The 18,596-nt window shown below is 60.6% G+C and carries 16 protein-coding genes; all 16 read right to left on the minus strand.

All coding sequences use genetic code 11. The features are described from left to right. Positions 1–5: 5 nt before the first annotated feature. The gene (nuoM, locus tag HX817_RS26770; protein ID WP_003219558.1) at positions 6–1,538 is read right to left on the minus strand and encodes an NADH-quinone oxidoreductase subunit M; all 1,533 of its coding nucleotides are present in this window, start codon (positions 1,536–1,538) and stop codon (positions 6–8) included. A 49-nt stretch (positions 1,539–1,587) separates the two neighbouring features. Then, a complete protein-coding gene (nuoL, locus tag HX817_RS26775) occupies positions 1,588–3,441 on the minus strand; it encodes an NADH-quinone oxidoreductase subunit L (RefSeq protein WP_003219559.1) in 1,854 nt (617 codons plus the stop codon). Beyond that, positions 3,438–3,746, minus strand: a complete 309-nt coding sequence (gene nuoK / locus HX817_RS26780; protein ID WP_003219560.1) for an NADH-quinone oxidoreductase subunit NuoK — start codon at positions 3,744–3,746, stop codon at positions 3,438–3,440. Before nuoK ends, nuoL begins: the two co-directional genes overlap by 4 nt. Positions 3,747–3,748: 2 nt before the next feature. Continuing rightward, entirely contained in the window at positions 3,749–4,252 is a 504-nt protein-coding gene (gene nuoJ, locus HX817_RS26785) for an NADH-quinone oxidoreductase subunit J (RefSeq protein ID WP_003219561.1), read from the minus strand. 9 nt (positions 4,253–4,261) lie between these two features. Beyond that, entirely contained in the window at positions 4,262–4,810 is a 549-nt protein-coding gene (nuoI, locus tag HX817_RS26790; RefSeq protein WP_003174725.1) for an NADH-quinone oxidoreductase subunit NuoI, read from the minus strand. An 11-nt stretch (positions 4,811–4,821) separates the two neighbouring features. Then, positions 4,822–5,829: an NADH-quinone oxidoreductase subunit NuoH gene (gene nuoH / locus HX817_RS26795; RefSeq protein WP_003219563.1), complete on the minus strand. Its 1,008-nt coding sequence runs from the start codon at positions 5,827–5,829 to the stop codon at positions 4,822–4,824. Then, positions 5,826–8,540 (minus strand): NADH-quinone oxidoreductase subunit NuoG, encoded by a 2,715-nt coding sequence (gene nuoG, locus HX817_RS26800; protein ID WP_102369437.1) that lies wholly within the window; start codon positions 8,538–8,540, stop codon positions 5,826–5,828. The genes nuoH and nuoG overlap by 4 nt, the downstream gene beginning before the upstream one ends. 135 nt (positions 8,541–8,675) lie before the next feature. Next, positions 8,676–10,031 carry an NADH-quinone oxidoreductase subunit NuoF gene (gene nuoF, locus HX817_RS26805; RefSeq protein WP_003219566.1) on the minus strand — a complete coding sequence of 452 codons (1,356 nt, stop codon included), beginning with the start codon at positions 10,029–10,031 and terminating at the stop codon, positions 8,676–8,678. After that, on the minus strand, positions 10,028–10,525 hold the full coding sequence (gene nuoE, locus HX817_RS26810) for an NADH-quinone oxidoreductase subunit NuoE (RefSeq protein WP_003219568.1): 498 nt from the start codon (positions 10,523–10,525) through the stop codon (positions 10,028–10,030). The genes nuoF and nuoE overlap by 4 nt, the downstream gene beginning before the upstream one ends. 2 nt (positions 10,526–10,527) lie before the next feature. Next, a complete protein-coding gene (nuoC, locus tag HX817_RS26815) occupies positions 10,528–12,312 on the minus strand; it encodes an NADH-quinone oxidoreductase subunit C/D (protein ID WP_003219570.1) in 1,785 nt (594 codons plus the stop codon). A gap of 72 nt (positions 12,313–12,384) precedes the next feature. After that, positions 12,385–13,059, minus strand: coding sequence for an NADH-quinone oxidoreductase subunit B family protein (locus HX817_RS26820; protein ID WP_003219572.1), 675 nt, complete (start codon positions 13,057–13,059; stop codon positions 12,385–12,387). A gap of 10 nt (positions 13,060–13,069) precedes the next feature. Beyond that, positions 13,070–13,483: an NADH-quinone oxidoreductase subunit A gene (locus HX817_RS26825; protein WP_003219575.1), complete on the minus strand. Its 414-nt coding sequence runs from the start codon at positions 13,481–13,483 to the stop codon at positions 13,070–13,072. A gap of 658 nt (positions 13,484–14,141) precedes the next feature. After that, entirely contained in the window at positions 14,142–15,467 is a 1,326-nt protein-coding gene (aceA, locus tag HX817_RS26830; RefSeq protein WP_003219577.1) for an isocitrate lyase, read from the minus strand. A gap of 494 nt (positions 15,468–15,961) precedes the next feature. Next, positions 15,962–16,699: a secretin N-terminal domain-containing protein gene (locus HX817_RS26835; protein ID WP_177023236.1), complete on the minus strand. Its 738-nt coding sequence runs from the start codon at positions 16,697–16,699 to the stop codon at positions 15,962–15,964. Between the two features lie 239 nt (positions 16,700–16,938). Further along, positions 16,939–17,361 (minus strand): GNAT family N-acetyltransferase, encoded by a 423-nt coding sequence (locus tag HX817_RS26840; protein WP_003219580.1) that lies wholly within the window; start codon positions 17,359–17,361, stop codon positions 16,939–16,941. Continuing rightward, a complete protein-coding gene (locus HX817_RS26845) occupies positions 17,354–18,520 on the minus strand; it encodes a cupin domain-containing protein (RefSeq protein ID WP_003219582.1) in 1,167 nt (388 codons plus the stop codon). Before HX817_RS26845 ends, HX817_RS26840 begins: the two co-directional genes overlap by 8 nt. Between the last annotated feature and the right edge of the window lie 76 nt (positions 18,521–18,596).

Consider the following 18,596-nt stretch of genomic DNA (forward strand, 5'->3'; position numbering starts at 1 on the left):
CGCTCTTACCGGGCCGAAGCGAGTTGAGAGAAGGCGGTGCCGAACCACTGCTGCACGCCATGCATCGTTGCGGCAGAAGTATCCAGGAACGGTTGCGGGTACACGCCGATAAACACCAGCAGTACCGCAAGGCCGAGCACCATGATCAGTTCGCGACCGTCCATGCCGTGCAACACGGTGTCGGACTTGGCCGGACCGAAGTATGCGCGGTGGATCATGATCAGCGAGTAGACCGAACCGAACACCAGGCCAGACGTAGCGATCGCACTGACCCACGGCGTATGCACGAAGGCACCCATCAGGATCAGGAACTCGCCGATGAAGTTACCGGTACCCGGCAAGCCCAGGGATGCGGCGGCGAAGAACAGGCTGATGGCCGGCAGGTAGGCGATACGTGACCACACGCCACCCATCTCGCGCATGTCACGAGTGTGCAGGCGCTCGTACAGTTGGCCGCTGAGGATAAACAGTGCCGCAGCCGACACACCGTGAGCCAGCATCTGGATCACTGCGCCTTGCAGCGCCAGTTGGCTGCCGGAGTAGATGCCGATCAGTACGAAGCCCATGTGGGAAACGGACGAGAAGGCAATCAGACGCTTGATGTCGGTTTGGGCGAAGGCCAGGAACGCACCGTAGAAGATCCCGATCAGACCAAGGGTCATGGCGATCGGCGCGAACTCGGCCGAGGCATTCGGGAACAGCGGCAGGGCGAAACGCAGCAGGCCGTAGGCCGCCGTCTTCAAGAGGATACCGGCCAGGTCGACGGAACCCGCAGTCGGCGCCTGGGCGTGAGCGTCAGGCAACCAGGAGTGGAACGGCACCACCGGCAGCTTCACCGCGAACGCGATGAAGAAGCCCAGCATCAGGATGTACTCGGTGGTCAGGGACATCTTGGTTTTCAACAGGTCGGCGTAGTTGAACGTGATCACGCCCGTGCTGTTGAAGTTGACCAGTACCAGGCCCAGGATCGCCACCAACATGATCAGGCCGGAAGCCTGGGTGAAGATGAAGAACTTGGTCGCCGCGTAGATCCGGGTTTTCTTGCCGTCCGAAGAACTGTGACCCCAGAGCGCGATGAGGAAGTACATCGGCACCAGCATCATTTCCCAGAAGAAGAAGAACATGAACAGGTCGAGGGCGAGGAACACGCCGACAACGCCGCCCAGGATCCACATCAGGTTCAGGTGGAAGAAGCCCACGTGACGCTGGATCTCTTTCCAGGAGCAGAGTACCGAGAGGATACCCAGCAGGCCGGTCAGCAGGATCATCAACAGCGACAGGCCGTCGAGGGCCAGGTGCACGTTGATGCCGAAGCGCTGGATCCACACGTGCTTGAATTCAAGCGCGAAGGTTGGATCGACACCCGGTGCCGGAGCAAATGAATAGTCGCCATGGGCCCACAGCCAGAGGCCGAGCGCGAGTTCCAGGGACATGGTCAGCAACGCAATCCAGCGGGGGAGGGTGGCGCCGAAGCGTTCACCCATCCAGCAGAGCAGGCCGCCGATAAAGGGGATCAGGATTAGCCAGGGCAGAATCATGACGGGCTCGTTTCCTTTCGCAAGTTCGCAAAGTTCGCAATGTGCATAGTCAGACCGCGACCACGATGATGGCGCCGATTACCAGGACGGCACCGGCCGCCATTGAAGCTGCATACCAGCGCAATTGGCCGGTCTCGCTGCGGCTCAGGGCGGTGTGACCGGCCTTGGCGGCACGCGGGATCAAACCGATGGTCTGGTCGAGCGGGTCTTTGCGCAGTACGTGGCTGATCGCAAGGTACGGCTTGACGAACAGTTTGTCGTAGATCCAGTCGAAGCCCCAGGCAGCGAACCACCAGGCCGAAAGGAAGCGGCCAATGCCACTGTTGGCGATGGCGGTGACGAAGCGGCGCTTGCCGAGGAACAGCAGGGCCGCCAGCAGGATACCCGCGATGGCGATGGCGCCCGAGGCGATTTCCAGGCTGTGCTTGGCTGCACCACCGGCATGGCCGGCGCTTTCCGGCAAAACACCGGCCAGTGGCGGGGTGATCATGGCGCCGACGAAGGTCGACAGGATGATCAGCACCGACAGTGGCAGCCAGTGGGAAATGCCATGGCCTGCGTGGGCTTCAGTCTTGGCTTCACCGTGGAACGTGATAAAGATCAGGCGGAAGGTGTATAGCGAGGTCATGAACGCACCTACCAGGCCGGCGTACAGCAGGCCGTGGTTACCGCTGGCAAAGGCTTCCCAGAGGATTTCGTCTTTCGAGTAGAAACCTGCGGTCACCAGTGGCAGGGCCGACAAGGCCGCGCCGCCGACGATGAAGCTGGCGTAGGCCAACGGCAGTTTCTTCCACAGGCCGCCCATCTTGAAGATGTTCTGCTCGTGGTGGCAGGCAACGATCACCGCACCGGAAGCAAGGAACAGCAGGGCCTTGAAGAAGGCGTGGGTCATCAGGTGGAAGATCGCGCCGTCCCAGGCGCCAACGCCCAGGGCCAGGAACATGTAGCCGATCTGGCTCATGGTCGAGTAGGCGAGGATACGCTTGATGTCGGTCTGAACCAGGGCAGCAAAACCTGCCAGTACCAGGGTCACGCCACCCACCAGGCCCACGAGGTGCAGAATCTCCGGTGCCAGGGTGAACAGGCCGTGGGTACGGGCAATCAGGTAGACACCGGCGGTTACCATGGTCGCGGCGTGGATCAGTGCCGAAACCGGGGTAGGACCGGCCATCGCATCCGCCAGCCAGGTTTGCAGCGGCAGTTGCGCGGATTTACCGACAGCGCCACCCAGCAGCATCAGGGTCGCCAGGGTGATCCAGAAGTCGCCGACCTGGAATTTCTGCGGTGCCAGCACCAGCAGTTCCTGGATGTTCAGCGTGCCCACCTGTTGGAACAGGATGAACAGGCCGATGGCCATGAACACGTCACCGATCCGGGTCACGATAAAGGCTTTGAGTGCGGCGTTACCGTTGTTGCGGTTGCTGTAGTAGAAACCGATCAACAGGTACGAGCACAGGCCCACGCCTTCCCAGCCGAAGTACAGGAACAACAGGTTATCGCCCAGCACCAGGAACAGCATGCTGGCGATAAACAGGTTGGTGTAGGCGAAGAAGCGCGAGTAACCGGCTTCACCGCGCATGTACCAGGACGCGAACAGGTGGATCAGGAAGCCTACACCGACGACCACGCCGAGCATGGTGATCGACAGGCCGTCGACGTAGAGGGCGAAGTTGGGCTTGAAGCCCTCCACCGACATCCACTGCCACAACACCAGGGTGTAGTGACCGCCTTCAGGCGGTGCGACGTTGAATTGCCAGATGACGTAGGCGGCGACAATTGCCGACAGGCCAATGGAACCCACGCCGACCAGGGCCGAGAGGTTTTCCGACCAGCGTCCACGGGAGAACGACAGCAGCAGGAAACCGATCAGGGGAAATACGAAAGTCAGAAAGATCATGTTCATCCGCGCATCTCACTGGCAGCGTCGATATCAAGCGTGTGGAAGCGACGATACAGTTGCAGCAGGATCGCCAGGCCAATACTGGCCTCGGCGGCTGCCAGGCTGATCACCAGGATGAACATCACTTGTCCATCCGGCTGGCCCCAACGGCTACCGGCCACGATGAACGCGAGTGCCGCGGCGTTCATCATGATTTCCAGGCTCATCAACACGAACAGAATGTTGCGGCGAACCATCAGGCCGACCAGGCCAAGGCAGAACAGGATGCCGGCGACCGCCAGACCATGCTCCAAAGGGATAGCAGGCATCGTCATTGCTCCTTGGCTTCGTTGCGGCCCAAGTGGAAGGCGGTGATGGCTGCAGCGAGCAGCAGCATCGAAGCCAGTTCGACCACCAGCAGGTACGGGCCGAACAGGCTGATGCCCACGGCTTTCGCGTCTACGGTGGTGTGGCCGATGGCCTGGCCGCTCTGGTGAGCGAACAGCACATACAGCAGTTCACCCAGCAGCAGGGCTGCGAGGATCACCGGGCCGAGCCAGATGCCGGGCTTGAGCCAGACGCGCTCCTGGGCGACAGACGCCGGCCCCAGGTTGAGCATCATCACCACAAACACGAACAGCACCATGATGGCGCCGGCGTAGGCGATCACTTCCAGCACACCGGCGAACGGTGCGCCGAGGCTGAAGAAGGTCATGGCCACGGCGATCAGCGAAATGATCAGGTAGAGCAGGGCGTGCACGGGGTTAGTGTTGGTGATCACGCGAAGCGTGGACACCACTGCAATACCCGATGCGAAATAGAAAGCGAATTCCATCTTTCTTCCTTAAGGCAGCAAGCTCTTCACGTTGATCGGCTCGGCTTCGTTTTGTGCGGCGCCTTTCGGCTTACCGGCAACGGCCATACCTGCAACACGATAGAAGTTGTAATCAGGGTTTTTACCGGGACCAGAGATCAGCAGATCTTCTTTCTCGTACACCAGGTCCTGACGTTTGAACTCGGCCATCTCGAAATCCGGTGTCAGCTGGATCGCGGTGGTCGGGCAAGCTTCCTCGCAGAGGCCGCAGAAAATGCAGCGCGAGAAGTTGATGCGGAAGAAGTCCGGGTACCAGCGACCGTCTTCGGTTTCAGCTTTCTGCAGCGAGATGCAACCCACCGGGCACGCCACGGCGCACAGGTTGCAGGCCACGCAGCGCTCTTCGCCGTCGGGGTCGCGGGTCAGGACAATGCGGCCGCGATAACGCGGCGGCAGGTACACCGCTTCTTCCGGGTATTGCAGGGTGTCGCGTTTGCGAAAGCCGTGACCGAACACCATCACCAGGCTTCGCAACTGGGTACCGGTACCCTTAACGATGTCGCCAATATATTTGAACATGGGTCAAATCCTCACTGAACCGCGCCCGCTGGCGTGTTCAACAACACAACGGCAGCAGTCACCAGCAAATTGATCAGGGTCAGCGGCAGGCAGAATCGCCAGCTGAAATCCATCACCTGGTCATACCGTGGACGCGGGATGGAAGCGCGCAGCAGGATGAACAGCATGATGAAGAACGCGGTCTTCAGGAAGAACCAGAAGAACGCCAGCTGCGGCAGGATGCCGAACGGACCGTGCCAGCCGCCGAAGAACAGCGTGACCAGCAGGGCCGAGATCAAGATGATGCCGATGTATTCACCAACGAAGAACATGCCCCATTTCATGCCGGCGTATTCAATGTGGTAACCGTCGGCCAGTTCCTGTTCCGCTTCCGGCTGGTCGAACGGGTGACGGTGAGTCACGGCGACGCCAGCGATGAAGAAGGTACAGAAGCCGAAGAACTGCGGAATGATGAACCACAGGTTCTGCGCCTGGTACTCGACGATGTCGCGCATGTTGAACGAGCCCACCTGTACCACGATGCCCATCAGCGCGAGGCCCATGAACACTTCGTAGGACACGGTCTGGGCCGAGGCCCGCAAGCTGCCCAGCAGGGCGAACTTGTTGTTGCTCGACCAACCGGCGAACAGCACCGCGTAGACCGACAAGCCGGCCATGGCGAAGAAGAACAGCAAGCCGATGTTCAGGTCCGCCACGCCCCAGGTCGGGGTGATCGGGATGATTGCGAAGGCAATCAGCAAGGCGCTCATGGCCACGACCGGTGCGAGGGTGAAGATCACCTTGTCGGCAAACGGCGGGGTCCAGTCTTCCTTGAAGAACATTTTCAGCATGTCGGCGGCGATCTGGAACATACCAAACGGGCCAACGCGGTTCGGACCGTAACGGTCCTGCCACCAGCCCAGCAGGCGACGCTCGACGAAGCTGAGCAGGGCGCCCGCCACGACCACGGCCAACAGGATCACGATGGCCTTGACCACCGCGATGATCACGTCGATCACTTCAGGGGTGAACCAGGTCATTGAGCTGCCTCCTGCAGACCGTCAACGGTAAGGCCGAAGATCGCCGGAGGAATCCCCGCGAGGCCTTTTGGCAATGCAACCAGGCCAGCACCCAACTCTTCGTCGATGCGCAGCGGCAGACGCAGGGTCTTGCCGGCGACGTTCACGCTGAGCAGGGCACCGTCGTTGACGCCCAGGCGGTCGGCTTCGGACTTGGCTACGGACACGTAGGCGGCTGGAATGCGCTCTTGTACCGGCGCGGCTTTGGAAGAAGTCTCTTCGCTGCCGAACAGGTGGAAGAACGGCACAACCTGCCAGGTACCCTGGGCCGGGTTGAACGGACGCGGAACGCTGGCGAACCAGTTCAGCGAGTCACCGGTGCTTTCGATCAGGCGGGTGCCCGGGTCGCCGGCACGGATGTGGCCACCGACTTCGTCCTGGAACTTGTTCCAGGCTTGCGGCGAGTTCCAGCCCGGCGACCAGGCAAATGGCACCTGCTGACGTGGCTCGACCGAACCCGAGTAACCTTCCATGGAGAAGGCAAACGCGGTGTCGTTGTCTTGCGGTGTACGTGGCTCATGCACGCTGATGTCAGCCCGCATGGCGGTACGACCGGAGTAACGCAACGGTTCACGGGCGAGTTTCATGCCCTTGATGCGGAACGCGGCGGACGGTGCAGCGTCGACGATGCGTGCCAGTTGCGGTGCAGCGGCAGCGGCGGCAGCGGTCACGTGGTCGAGCTGGGTCCAGTCGATCGGCTGGTTCAGCAGGGTAGCGCGCAGGGCATGCAGCCAGCGCCAGCCTTCGTGAACCAGGATGCTGGCGTCCATGTACTTCGGATCGAACACCTGGAAGAAGCGCTGGGCGCGGCCTTCCTGGCTGACCAGGGTACCGTCGCCTTCAGCAAAGCTGGCGGCGGGCAGTACCAGGTGGGCACGGTCGCTGGTGGCGGTTTTCTGGTGGTCGGCAACGATCACCACTTTGGCCGCGTTCAGCGCTGCGTCGACCTTGGCCGAATCAGTGCGGGTGTACAGGTCGTTTTCCAGTACCACGATCGCATCGGCGCTGCCGTCGGTCACGGCTTGCAGGGCGGCGTCCAGGGACTCGCCACCGAGCATGGCCAGGCCGAGGCTGTTGGCCTCTGGCACGATCAGGCTGATGGAACCGTTCTTCTCGCGCAGCTTCAAGGCTTTGGCGATGTTGGCCGCGGCTTCGATCAGCGCCTTGGAACCCAGCGAGGTGCCGGCGATGATCAATGGACGCTTGGCGGCCAGCAGGGCGTCGGCGATGCGCTTGGCCAGTTCAGCGGCTTCAGCGTCCAGGCCTTCTACGGCAGGCGCGCTGGCGTCGAGGGCGTGGGCCACGGCGAAACCGATGCGGGCCAGGTCGTCAGGCGCGGCGTGTACGCATTCTTCTGCGATGTCGTCGAGCTTGGTGGCGGTCAGGCTGGCGATAAACAGCGGGTTCAGCGCGTGCTGGCCGATATTTTTCACCGCAGCGTCGAGCCATGGCTGGACGCGCATGGCGTCGGCCATGTCTTCGGCCTTGCCTTTTACCGACTGGCGCAGGGACAGGGCGACACGGGCAGCGGTCTGGGTCAGGTCTTCACCGAGGACGAAGATCGCGTCATGGTCTTCGATGTCGCGCATGTTCGGAACCGGCAGCGGGCTGTCGTTCAAAACTTGCAGCACGAGGCGGATGCGCTCCAGTTCACCGGCTTCGATACCCGAGTAGAAGTGCTCGGCACCCACCAGTTCGCGCAACGCGTAGTTGCTTTCGAGGCTGGCGCGGGGCGAACCGATACCGACGATGTTGCGACCGCGCAGCAGGTCAGCGGCTTTATCCAGTGCTTCGTCGAGGCTCAGCTTGGCGCCGTCGGCCAGCAGTGGCTGACGCGGGCGGTCTTCGCGGTTGACGTAGCCGTAGCCGAAACGGCCACGGTCGCACAGGAAGTACTGGTTGACCGAACCGTTGAAGCGGTTTTCGATCCGACGCAGTTCGCCGTAGCGTTCGCCCGGGGAGATGTTGCAACCGCTGGAGCAGCCATGGCAGATGCTCGGCGAGAACTGCATGTCCCACTTGCGGTTATAGCGCTCGGAGTGAGTCTTGTCGGTGAACACACCGGTCGGGCAGACCTCGGTGAGGTTGCCGGAGAATTCACTTTCGAGGGTGCCGTCTTCAACGCGACCGAAGTACACGTTGTCGTGGGCGCCAAACACACCGAGGTCGGTACCGCCGGCGTAGTCCTTATAGAAGCGCACGCAGCGGTAGCAAGCGATGCAGCGGTTCATCTCGTGGGAAATGAACGGGCCCAGTTGCTGGTTCTGGTGAGTACGCTTGGTGAAGCGATACCGGCGCTCGTTGTGGCCGGTCATCACGGTCATGTCTTGCAGGTGGCAGTGGCCGCCTTCCTCACACACAGGGCAGTCGTGCGGGTGGTTGGTCATCAGCCATTCGACGACGCTGGCGCGAAACACTTTCGCTTCTTCGTCTTCGATGGAGATCCAGCTGCCGTCGGTGGCAGGGGTCATGCAGGACATCACGATACGACCACGGGTGTCGTTCTCGTCGGTGTACTGCTTGACCGCGCACTGGCGGCAAGCGCCAACGCTGCCAAGGGCGGGGTGCCAGCAGAAATATGGAATGTCGAGGCCTAGCGACAGACACGCCTGTAACAGGTTGTCTGCCCCATCGACTTCGAGCTCTTTGCCGTCTACGTGGATAGTGGCCATGGTTCAAAGTTCTTCGTTGGCCCGGTGTCAGCGGGCGTGGCTAATGGAATCTTGTTATTCATGTGCATCAACACAGCCTTGAAGGCGTCAGCACATGAGAAAGCGAAGGGCACGGACCCTTCGCCTTTTTAAGCGTTACGCGCCGACTACGATCGGCCTTGCCAGAGGCGGGACGGCGGCGCTGGTAGGCGCGATGCCGGCTTCGAACTCCGAGCGGAAGTATTTGATCGCGCTGCCCAATGGCTCCACGGCGCCCGGTGCGTGAGCACAGAAGGTCTTGCCTGGGCCGAGGAAACCGACCAGACCCAGCAGGGTCTCGATGTCGCCCTCGCGGCCTTCGCCGTTTTCCAGGGCCATCAGCAGCTTGACGCTCCATGGCAAACCGTCGCGGCACGGGGTGCAGAAGCCACAGGATTCGCGGGAGAAGAATTGCTCCATGTTGCGCAGCAACGACACCATGTTCACGGTGTTGTCCACGGCCATGGCCAGGCCGGTACCCATACGGGTGCCCACCTTGCCGATGCCGCCGGCGTACATTTGCGCGTCCAGGTGTTCTGGCAACAGGAAGCCGGTACCGGCGCCGCCTGGCTGCCAGGCCTTGAGGGTGTAGCCATCGCGCATGCCGCCGGCGTAGTCCTCGAACAGCTCCCGTGCGGTCACGCCGAAAGGCAGCTCCCACAGGCCCGGGTTCTTGACCTTGCCGGAGAAGCCCATGAGCTTGGTGCCCATGTCTTCGCTGCCTTCGCGGGCCAACGATTTGTACCACTCCACGCCGTCGCCGATGATTGCCGGCACGTTGCACAGGGTTTCAACGTTGTTCACGCAGGTCGGCTTGCCCCACACGCCCACGGCGGCAGGGAAGGGCGGCTTGGAACGCGGGTTGGCGCGGCGGCCTTCGAGGGAGTTGATCAGTGCGGTTTCTTCACCGCAGATATAACGCCCGGCGCCGGTGTGCACGAACAGTTCGAAGTCGAAACCCGAACCAAGGATGTTCTTGCCCAAGAGGCCAGCGGCCTTGGCTTCTTCCACGGCACGGTTCAGGTGCTTGGCGGCGGTGGTGTATTCGCCACGCAGGAAGATGTAGCCACGGTAGGTTTTCAACGCGCGGGCACTGATCAGCATGCCTTCGATCAGCAGATGGGGCAGTTGCTCCATCAGCATGCGGTCTTTCCAGGTGTTCGGCTCCATTTCATCCGCGTTGCACAGCAGGTAGCGGATGTTGATGGATTCGTCTTTTGGCATCAGGCCCCACTTGACACCCGTGGGGAAGCCTGCACCGCCGCGGCCCTTAAGGCCTGCGTCTTTCACGGTCTGGACGATGTCGTCCTGGGCCATGTCGGCAAAGGCTTTGCGCGCGGCCGCGTAACCGTTCTTGGCCTGGTACTCGTCAAGCCATACAGGCTCGCCGTCGTCACGCAGGCGCCAGGTCAGCGGGTGAGTCTCGGCCGACCGCTTGATGCGGTTGGCAGGACCGAAGGAAGTCAGGGTCATGGGTAGCCCTCGAGCAATTGGGTGACGCCAGCAGGCTGCACGTCGCCGAATGTGTCGTCGTCGATCATCAACGCCGGCGCCTTGTCACAGTTGCCCAGGCAGCACACCGGCAGCAGCGTGAAGCGCCCGTCCGGAGTGGTTTGGCCCAGGCCGATGCCCAGCTTGCTCTGGATCTCGCTGACCACGGACTCGTGGCCACCGATGTAGCAGACCATGCTGTCGCACACGCGAATGATGTGGCGGCCGACCGGCTGGCGGAAGATCTGGCTGTAGAACGTCGCCACGCCTTCAACGTCGCTGGCGGGGATGCCGAGGATCTCGCCGATGGCGTAGAGGGCGCCGTCCGGCACCCAGCCACGTTCCTTCTGGACGATCTTCAAGGCTTCGATCGACGCCGCGCGCGGGTCTTCGTAGTGATGCAGCTCGTGCTCGATGGCCGAGCGCTCGGTTTCACTCAAGGTGAAACGGTCTGTCTGGATAAGCGTGCTATTCATGCTTAGCGGTCCACGTCGGCCATAACGAAATCGATACTACCCAGGTACGCAATCAAGTCCGCGACCATTTCACCTTTGATCACCGAAGGGATCTGCTGCAGGTGCGGGAAGCTTGGCGTACGAATCCGGGTGCGGTAGCTCATGGTGCCGCCATCGCTCGTCAGGTAATAACTGTTGATACCCTTGGTCGCTTCGATCATCTGGAAGGACTCGTTGGCCGGCATTACCGGGCCCCACGAAACCTGCAGGAAGTGCGTGATCAGGGTTTCGATGTGTTGCAGCGTGCGCTCTTTCGGCGGCGGCGTGGTCAGCGGGTGATCCGCCTTGTACGGGCCTTCCGGCATGTTGCGCATGCACTGTTCGATGATCTTCAGGCTCTGGCGCATTTCTTCGACGCGCACGATGCAGCGGTCGTAGGCATCGCCGTTGGCCGCCAGCGGCACTTCGAATTCGAAGTTCTGGTAGCCGGAGTACGGGCGTGCTTTACGCAGGTCGAAATCGCAACCGGTGGAACGCAGGCCAGCACCGGTGACGCCCCATTCCAGGGCCTCTTTGGTGTTGTACTGGGCGACGCCGATGGTCCGGCCCTTGAGGATGCTGTTGTCCAGGGCGGCTTTCTGGTATTCGTCCAGACGCTTGGGCATCCAGTCGATGAATTCCTTGACCAGGCGTTCCCAGCCACGTGGCAGGTCGTGGGCGACGCCGCCGATGCGGTACCAGGCCGGGTGCAGGCGGAAACCGGTGATGGCTTCGATGACCTTGTACGCACGCTGACGGTCGGTGAAGGTGAAGAACACCGGGGTCATGGCGCCGACGTCCTGGATATAGGTACCCAGGAACAGCAGGTGGCTGGTGATCCGGAAGAACTCGGCCATCATGATGCGGATGGTGTCGACCTTGTCCGGCACCTTGATGCCGGCCAGCTTCTCGACCGAGAGCACGTACGGCAGGTTGTTCATCACGCCGCCGAGGTAGTCGATACGGTCGGTGTACGGGATGAAGCTGTGCCACGACTGACGCTCGGCCATCTTCTCGGCACCACGGTGGTGGTAGCCGATGTCCGGTACGCAGTCGACGATTTCTTCGCCGTCCAGTTGCAGGATGATGCGGAAGGCACCGTGAGCAGAAGGGTGGTTCGGGCCCAGGTTGAGGAACATGTAGTCCTCGTTGGTGCCGGAGCGCTTCATGCCCCAGTCTTCCGGACGGAAGCGCGCAGCCTCTTCTTCAAGCTGTTGCTTGGCGAGGGTCAGGCTGAACGGATCGAATTCGGTGGCGCGGGCAGGGAAGTCCTTGCGCAGCGGGTGACCTTCCCAGGTCGGCGGCATCATGATGCGCGACAGGTGCGGGTGGCCCGGGAAATCGATGCCGAACATGTCCCACACTTCACGCTCGTACCAGTTGGCGTTGGGCCAGATACCGGTCACGGTCGGAACGCTCAGGTCGCTCTCGGAGAGGGCCACCTTGATCATCACGTCGCTGTTACGTTCAAGCGACATCAAGTGGTAGAACACGGTGAAGTCGGCGCCGCTCGGCAGCCCCTGGCGCTTGGTGCGCAGGCGCTCGTCCACGCCATGCAGGTCATAGAGCATGACGTACGGCTTGGGCAGGTTGCGCAGGAAGCTCAGGACTTCGACGAGCCTGGCACGTGCCACCCACAGCACCGGCATGCCGGTGCGTGTGGCCTGGGCGGTGAAGGCGTCAGGGCCAAAACGGTTGTTGAGTTCGACGACCACATCCTGGTCGTCTGCCTTATAAGGCGGGATGTACAGAGCACTGCCTGTAGTCATGGTTTTTTATCGCTTTCGGTCAACGTAAAGAATGAAGCCAGGTTTTCGTTCTATAAAAGAAGCGGTTCTGGATCAGACTTCGTCGGGGCTGCGCAGGTTGGTTACCTGAATACGCTGTTCGCGGCGCTGTTCCTTTTGTGACGGCATCTCGGCGCGGTATACGCCTTGATCTCCGACAACCCAGGAAAGTGGGCGACGCTCCTTGCCAATCGATTCCTGCAACAGCATCAAGCCTTGCAGAAATGCTTCAGGGCGGGGCGGGCAGCCAGGCACGTAGACGTCCACGGGCAGGAACTTGTCCACCCCCTGAACCACGGAGTAGATGTCGTACATGCCACCGGAGTTGGCGCACGAACCCATGGAGATAACCCACTTTGGCTCAAGCATTTGCTCGTAGAGACGCTGAATGATCGGCGCCATCTTGATAAAGCAGGTACCGGCGATAACCATGAAATCCGCCTGACGCGGCGATGCCCGGATAACTTCGGCGCCAAAGCGCGCGATGTCGTGGGGCGCCGTGAAGGCGGTGGTCATTTCCACGTAGCAGCAGGACAGACCGAAGTTGTACGGCCACAGGGAGTTCTTACGTCCCCAGTTGACCGCGCCACTCAGCACGTCTTCCAGCTTGCCCATGTAGATGTTTTTGTGGACTTGGTCTTCTAACGGGTCGGAAACGGTTTCCCGTTCGCCGATTGGGTACTGCTCGTTAGGAGCATCCGGGTCGATCCTGGTGAGATTGTATTGCATCGCCAAAGCCTCATTGTTTCAGCTTCGCTTGCCGCTTGCGACGAGCTTCCGGAGCCCAGTCAAGGGCGCCCACTCGAAATAGGTAGACAAGGCCTGCCAACAGAATTGCTATGAAAACGAGGGCTTCGACGAATCCGGTCCAGCCGCTTTCGCGGACGGACACAGACCAGGCAAAGAGAAAAAGGGCTTCGATGTCGAAGATCACGAAGAGCATCGCGACCAGATAGAATTTGGCTGAGAGCCGCAAGCGGGCGCCACCTGTAGGTAGCATGCCGGACTCGAACGGTTCGTTTTTGCTGCGGCCCCAGGCTTTTGACCCGAGGAGGCTGGAGACGCCGAGCATGAAGGCGCAAAGGCCGACTACACCGAGGAGGAAAATGGCAAAGCCCCAGTTGTGGGCCATGAGTCCTGTCGCTTCGGTCATGCTGGAAATCCTTAACAGAGAGCAAAGGTCTCTGAGCTCGAAAAAGTAACGATGCAGTGACGATATGTCGCAGCGCAATCAATCGCGGTGATTTTATGGCTAAACACCGGGCAAGTAAAATTCCTATAGCGAAATTATTCGATGGAATAAGCACATAGTGCACCTTCTTGGGGCTGTAGCCCTTGTGCTGCGGGCATTAGCGGGCTTTTCACGAATTGTGTTTTGTTTAACCGGTAAAGAAGTTTTCATGCTCTAAATGATAATGAATATTGTTTGCGTGGGGTTTAAGCGAATGTTTCTCGTGTGGCGGGGGAAGTTGCCGTTACTTGCTAGATTGTCGCTTAGTTGCTGACGGAGATCTTTTAACCGATCTGGTTGATGCAGATACCGCTCTAGATCAATGTTTTGCACAAATTTTCAGAATGCACACATTCCCCTTGTGGGAGCGGGCTTGCTCGCGAATGCAGTGGGTCAGCCAATGAATCTGTTGACTGATACACCGCATTCGCGAGCAAGCCCGCTCCCACATTTTGATCTGTGTTGTGTCAGGCAGGGTTTCATCAGTGCAAAAAAAACGCCCCGAACCAGTCGGGGCGTCAGATCGTGCGGCACTGCGGTTAGGTCTTCCGTGGGGCCGCAGTGGCCGTGTACTCAGTACTTAGTGGAACTGCTCTTCTTCGGTCGAACCGGTCAGCGCAGTCACGGACGAGGTGCCGCCCTGGATCACGGTGGTCATGTCGTCGAAGTAACCGGTGCCCACTTCCTGCTGGTGCGCCACAAAGGTGTAACCCTTGGCAGCATCAGCGAACTCTTGTTCCTGCAGCTTCACGTAGGCAGTCATGTCGTTGCGAGCGTAGTCGTGTGCCAGGTTGAACATGCTGTGCCACATGTTGTGAATGCCGGCCAGGGTGATGAATTGGTGCTTGTAGCCCATGGCAGACAGTTCACGCTGGAACTTGGCGATGGTCGCGTCGTCCAGGTTCTTCTTCCAGTTGAAGGAAGGCGAGCAGTTGTAGGACAGCAGTTGATCCGGGTATTCCTTCTTGATGGCTTCGGCAAAGCGGCGAGCTTCGTCCAGGTCCGGCTTGGCAGTTTCGCACCAGATCAGGTCGGCGTACGGCGCGTAGGCCAGGCCACGAGCGATCGCCTGGTCGAGACCGGCGCGCACTTTATAGAAACCTTCCTGGGTACGTTCGCCAGTCACGAACGGCTGGTCGTACGGGTCGCAATCCGAGGTCAGCAAATCAGCCGCGTTGGCATCGGTACGGGCCAGGATGATGGTCGGAGTGCCAGCAACGTCAGCAGCCAGACGAGCAGCCGTCAGCTTTTGAACAGCTTCCTGGGTTGGAACCAGTACCTTGCCGCCCATGTGGCCGCATTTCTTCACCGAAGCCAGCTGGTCTTCGAAGTGAACGCCGGCAGCGCCTGCCTCGATCATGCTCTTCATCAGCTCGTAGGCGTTCAGTACGCCACCGAAACCGGCTTCAGCGTCTGCAACGATCGGTGCGAAGTAGTCGATGTAGCCTTCATCGCCCGGGCCTTTACCGGCTTTCCACTGGATCTGGTCGGCACGGCGGAACGAGTTGTTGATGCGCTTGACCACGGTTGGCACGGAGTCCACCGGGTACAGCGATTGGTCGGGGTACATGGATTCAGCGGAGTTGTTGTCCGCTGCCACTTGCCAGCCAGACAGGTAGATCGCCTGGATACCGGCTTTGACCTGTTGAACCGCTTGGCCGCCAGTCAGGGCGCCCATGCAGTTGACGAAATCTTTTTCGGGACGGAAGGACGGCTTGGCACCCTGGGTGACCAGCTTCCACAGCTTCTCGGCGCCGAGTTTTGCAAAGGTGTGCTCAGGTTGAACCGAGCCACGCAGGCGGACGACGTCAGCAGCGGAATAAGCGCGGGTCACGCCTTTCCAGCGTGGGTTTTCAGCCCAGTCTTTTTCAAGGGCTGCAATTTGCTGTTCGCGTGTCAGTGCCATGGGGAAAAACCTCGTCGCATAGGTCTAGGTGGAAAATTCCATTTGCCAGCCACGTAATCAGTGCGTGGTTATGGCTGCTCGCTGACCAGAAGCTTAGGCGGTCAAGTCAGGCTTGGCGGGGAAGGCGACGGGATGAACGATAGGCTCAAGGGGGAGTTGAGCAGGTAAGGGCGAACTGCGAACAGTCTTCGGGCGTCGTGGGCCTTTGTACGATCCATCAGTGTGTTGCCGGGTTACCTGGTTAGCTTCCGTCCCTCGGGACAACTTCGTTCCAGTCGCAACCTCGTCAAACACACCTTGTGGGCGGTACAGACACGAATCGGCTCAGGTGGGTGGCTTTGAGCGACGATCCGAAGGCCCTTGCCAGGGCCCCTGATTAGCGGGAGCGAGGCCATCATGCCCATGCTTTTTTGGATCGTCAAATGTTTTGTAGTGCTTTTTTTAAGGCACTACATCTTTAGTCTAATACGACTCGCCAGTCAGTTTTTGGTGCTTCAGTTCAGCGTGTCGACTTTGACCCGCAATGTCAGGTCATCGCGCCCTTGAGTAGAGTAGCTGCGGGTTGTAGTACTTTTGTCGGCCTGGGTCTGACGGTTGATCCCGGCCAGGGTGATCCACTCGCCCAGGCGTCCGCTGACAGTTGTGTCGGTACTTTGCACGTTCACTACATCGGGACGTTCCTGGCTCATGCGGTCACGATTGGTACTGATGCTCAGGTGAACGGTCTCGCCGGTGACGCTGGCCGTCACGTAGAAGCCCTGGGTTACGTTGCGATACTGGGTCTGGTTCTGCGGGCGGCCGTAGGCATCGGGCTGGGTGGTGGTGAGGGGCACGCTCTGGCCGATCTGGATCAGCGCGGGCACGCCTTCGCTGGCCTGGATCTGCTGGATCCCGCCGTCACGGCTCTCGGTGCTGTAGGTGATGACCTGGGTTTGGTTATTGCCGTTGCTCTGCTGGTTGTTTTCGTTGGTGTCGACGGTGATCAGCAGGCGCTTGGAAGGCGTGTCCAGTTGCGCGAGCAGGGCGCGCAGGCCCTGGATCTTGTCGGGCTCGGCATTCACGATCAGTTGGTTGCCGTAGGCGCTGACGGTGCCGTCCTTGCCGATAAAGTTCTGCGCCACCGGCAGCAGGTCGGCGCTGGTGCGGTTGCTCAGGGGCACGACTTCGGTGGCGGCCATCACCGAGAAACTGGTGGCCAGGAGCAACAGGGTGAGCAGGGTGCGTAGGGACATGTCCGTTATCTCTGCGAGTCATTTAGGCTAGATATTGCCAGTTTGTCGGCCTGGCGGGGTGCAAGTTGAATCCTGGACGGCAAAAGGCCCTGGCATCGGAGGATGGCAGGGCCTTTTGAGGTGTTGCTGATGGCGCCTTCGCGAGCAAGCCCGCTCCCACATTTGACCTCATTCCAAAGGATGTACTGGATCGAATGTGGGGGCTGGCTTGCCTGCGAAGGGCGCGGCGCGGTCTCGGATCAGCCCTCGCGCACCATATCAACGTGAGGAATCCCGACTTCCAGGAACTCATCGCTGACAATCTTGAAGCCCAGGCGCTCATAAAATGGCGCCGCATGGACCTGTGCACTGAGGATCTGCCGGGTCTGGCCGCGTTTCTCGGCCACGCCGATCACCGCTTCCATCAGCTTGTCGCCGACCTTCAGGCCGCGCCAGTCTTTGAGAACCGACACGCGGCCGATCTCGCCGGTAGGCAGCAGGCGTGCAGTACCGATGGGAAAGTCGCCTTCGAACGCCAGGAAATGCACGGCACTCGCGTCGTCTGCATCCCATTCCAGCTCCGGTGGAACCGATTGTTCAGCGATAAATACCGCTTCACGAATGCGCCGTATCTCGGCGATATCCTTTTGCCAGTCCGCGACACTTACGTGAATCTTATTCATCGGCAAACCCCAGGCTTCCTTGCTTGACCAGTTCCCACAGCAGGGCGCAGCCATCTTCATCCGCCAGCCATGGGCCGAGGTTGTCGATGTGCAGGGCGTCGGCGGCGCACACCAGCTTCAGCAGTTCCCGCAGCTTGCCCGGCAACAGGCGGCTCTGGCCGCTGGCGAACAGCAGCAGGTCGTCGTCGACTTCGGACCAGGCCAGGCGGGCGCTCGGGTTGCGGATCAGCACGGCGCCGTTTTCCAGGCTGCCCAGCAGGTCTTCTTCTTCCACTTCCGGGCCGGCGACCAGTTCCGGGTAGCGCGGCTCGGTCATGAACTGGCCGAACCAGGTCAGCAGCATGCGCTCGTCGCTCATGTGCTCGGCCAACAGGCTTTTCAGGCGGTCGAGGGCGTCGCCCTGGATCTGGTGCGGGTCGCTGACCGGCTGGGCATCGGCGTCGGTGTAGCGCTCTTCGTCAGTCAGGTACTGGCTGAGGAAGTCGGTGAAGTGGGTCAGCACTTCAGCGGCGCTCGGGGCGCGGAAGCCTACGGAGTAGGTCATGCAATCATCCACGGCCACGCCGCAGTGGGCCAGGCGGGGCGGCAGGTAGAGCATGTCGCCCGGTTCCAGCACCCATTCGGCGGTCTCTTCGAATTCAGCGAGGATGCGCAGGTCCGCGTGTTGCAGCAGCGGGCTTTCGGAGTTGCACATCTGGCCGATCTTCCAGTTGCGCTTGCCGGAACCTTGCAGCAGGAACACGTCGTAGTTGTCGAAGTGCGGGCCCACGCTGCCACCCGGGGCGGCGTAGCTGATCATCACATCGTCAATGCGCCAGCTTGGCAGGAAGCGGAAGTTTTCCAGCAGTTCGGCCACTTCCGGCACGAACTGGTCGACCGCCTGCACCAGCAGGGTCCACTCGCGCTCGGGCAGGGTGCTGAAGGCATCTTCGGCGAACGGGCCGCGGCGCAACTCCCACGGGCGTTCGCCGTGTTCGATGATCAGGCGCGACTCGACTTCTTCTTCCAGCGCCAGGCCGGCCAGTTCGTCGGCGTCGATCGGGCTTTCGAAGTCAGGGATGGCCTGGCGGATCAGCAGGGGTTTTTTCTGCCAGTAGTCGCGCAGGAATTCCCGTGCCGTGATGCCGCCCAGAAGTTGAAGAGGAATGTCAGGATTCATGTGTAACCTATTGAAAAAAAGCACTTTTCAGACGGGAATAAAAACGCCCGGCGCTGCCGGGCGTCTCAAGGGGTCA

The organism is Pseudomonas sp. C6002 (assembly GCF_013385805.1).
GTDB lineage: Bacteria > Pseudomonadota > Gammaproteobacteria > Pseudomonadales > Pseudomonadaceae > Aquipseudomonas.

Coding starts and splice junctions, on each gene's coding strand:
- nuoM (WP_003219558.1), bottom strand. CDS start 1,538: ATGATTCTGCCCTGGCTAATCCTGATCCCCTTTATCGGCGGCCTGCTC.
- nuoL (WP_003219559.1), bottom strand. CDS start 3,441: ATGAACATGATCTTTCTGACTTTCGTATTTCCCCTGATCGGTTTCCTG.
- nuoK (WP_003219560.1), bottom strand. CDS start 3,746: ATGCCTGCTATCCCTTTGGAGCATGGTCTGGCGGTCGCCGGCATCCTG.
- nuoJ (WP_003219561.1), bottom strand. CDS start 4,252: ATGGAATTCGCTTTCTATTTCGCATCGGGTATTGCAGTGGTGTCCACG.
- nuoI (WP_003174725.1), bottom strand. CDS start 4,810: ATGTTCAAATATATTGGCGACATCGTTAAGGGTACCGGTACCCAGTTG.
- nuoH (WP_003219563.1), bottom strand. CDS start 5,829: ATGACCTGGTTCACCCCTGAAGTGATCGACGTGATCATCGCGGTGGTC.
- nuoG (WP_102369437.1), bottom strand. CDS start 8,540: ATGGCCACTATCCACGTAGACGGCAAAGAGCTCGAAGTCGATGGGGCA.
- nuoF (WP_003219566.1), bottom strand. CDS start 10,031: ATGACCCTGACTTCCTTCGGTCCTGCCAACCGCATCAAGCGGTCGGCC.
- nuoE (WP_003219568.1), bottom strand. CDS start 10,525: ATGAATAGCACGCTTATCCAGACAGACCGTTTCACCTTGAGTGAAACC.
- nuoC (WP_003219570.1), bottom strand. CDS start 12,312: ATGACTACAGGCAGTGCTCTGTACATCCCGCCTTATAAGGCAGACGAC.
- HX817_RS26820 (WP_003219572.1), bottom strand. CDS start 13,059: ATGCAATACAATCTCACCAGGATCGACCCGGATGCTCCTAACGAGCAG.
- HX817_RS26825 (WP_003219575.1), bottom strand. CDS start 13,483: ATGACCGAAGCGACAGGACTCATGGCCCACAACTGGGGCTTTGCCATT.
- aceA (WP_003219577.1), bottom strand. CDS start 15,467: ATGGCACTGACACGCGAACAGCAAATTGCAGCCCTTGAAAAAGACTGG.
- HX817_RS26835 (WP_177023236.1), bottom strand. CDS start 16,699: ATGTCCCTACGCACCCTGCTCACCCTGTTGCTCCTGGCCACCAGTTTC.
- HX817_RS26840 (WP_003219580.1), bottom strand. CDS start 17,361: ATGAATAAGATTCACGTAAGTGTCGCGGACTGGCAAAAGGATATCGCC.
- HX817_RS26845 (WP_003219582.1), bottom strand. CDS start 18,520: ATGAATCCTGACATTCCTCTTCAACTTCTGGGCGGCATCACGGCACGG.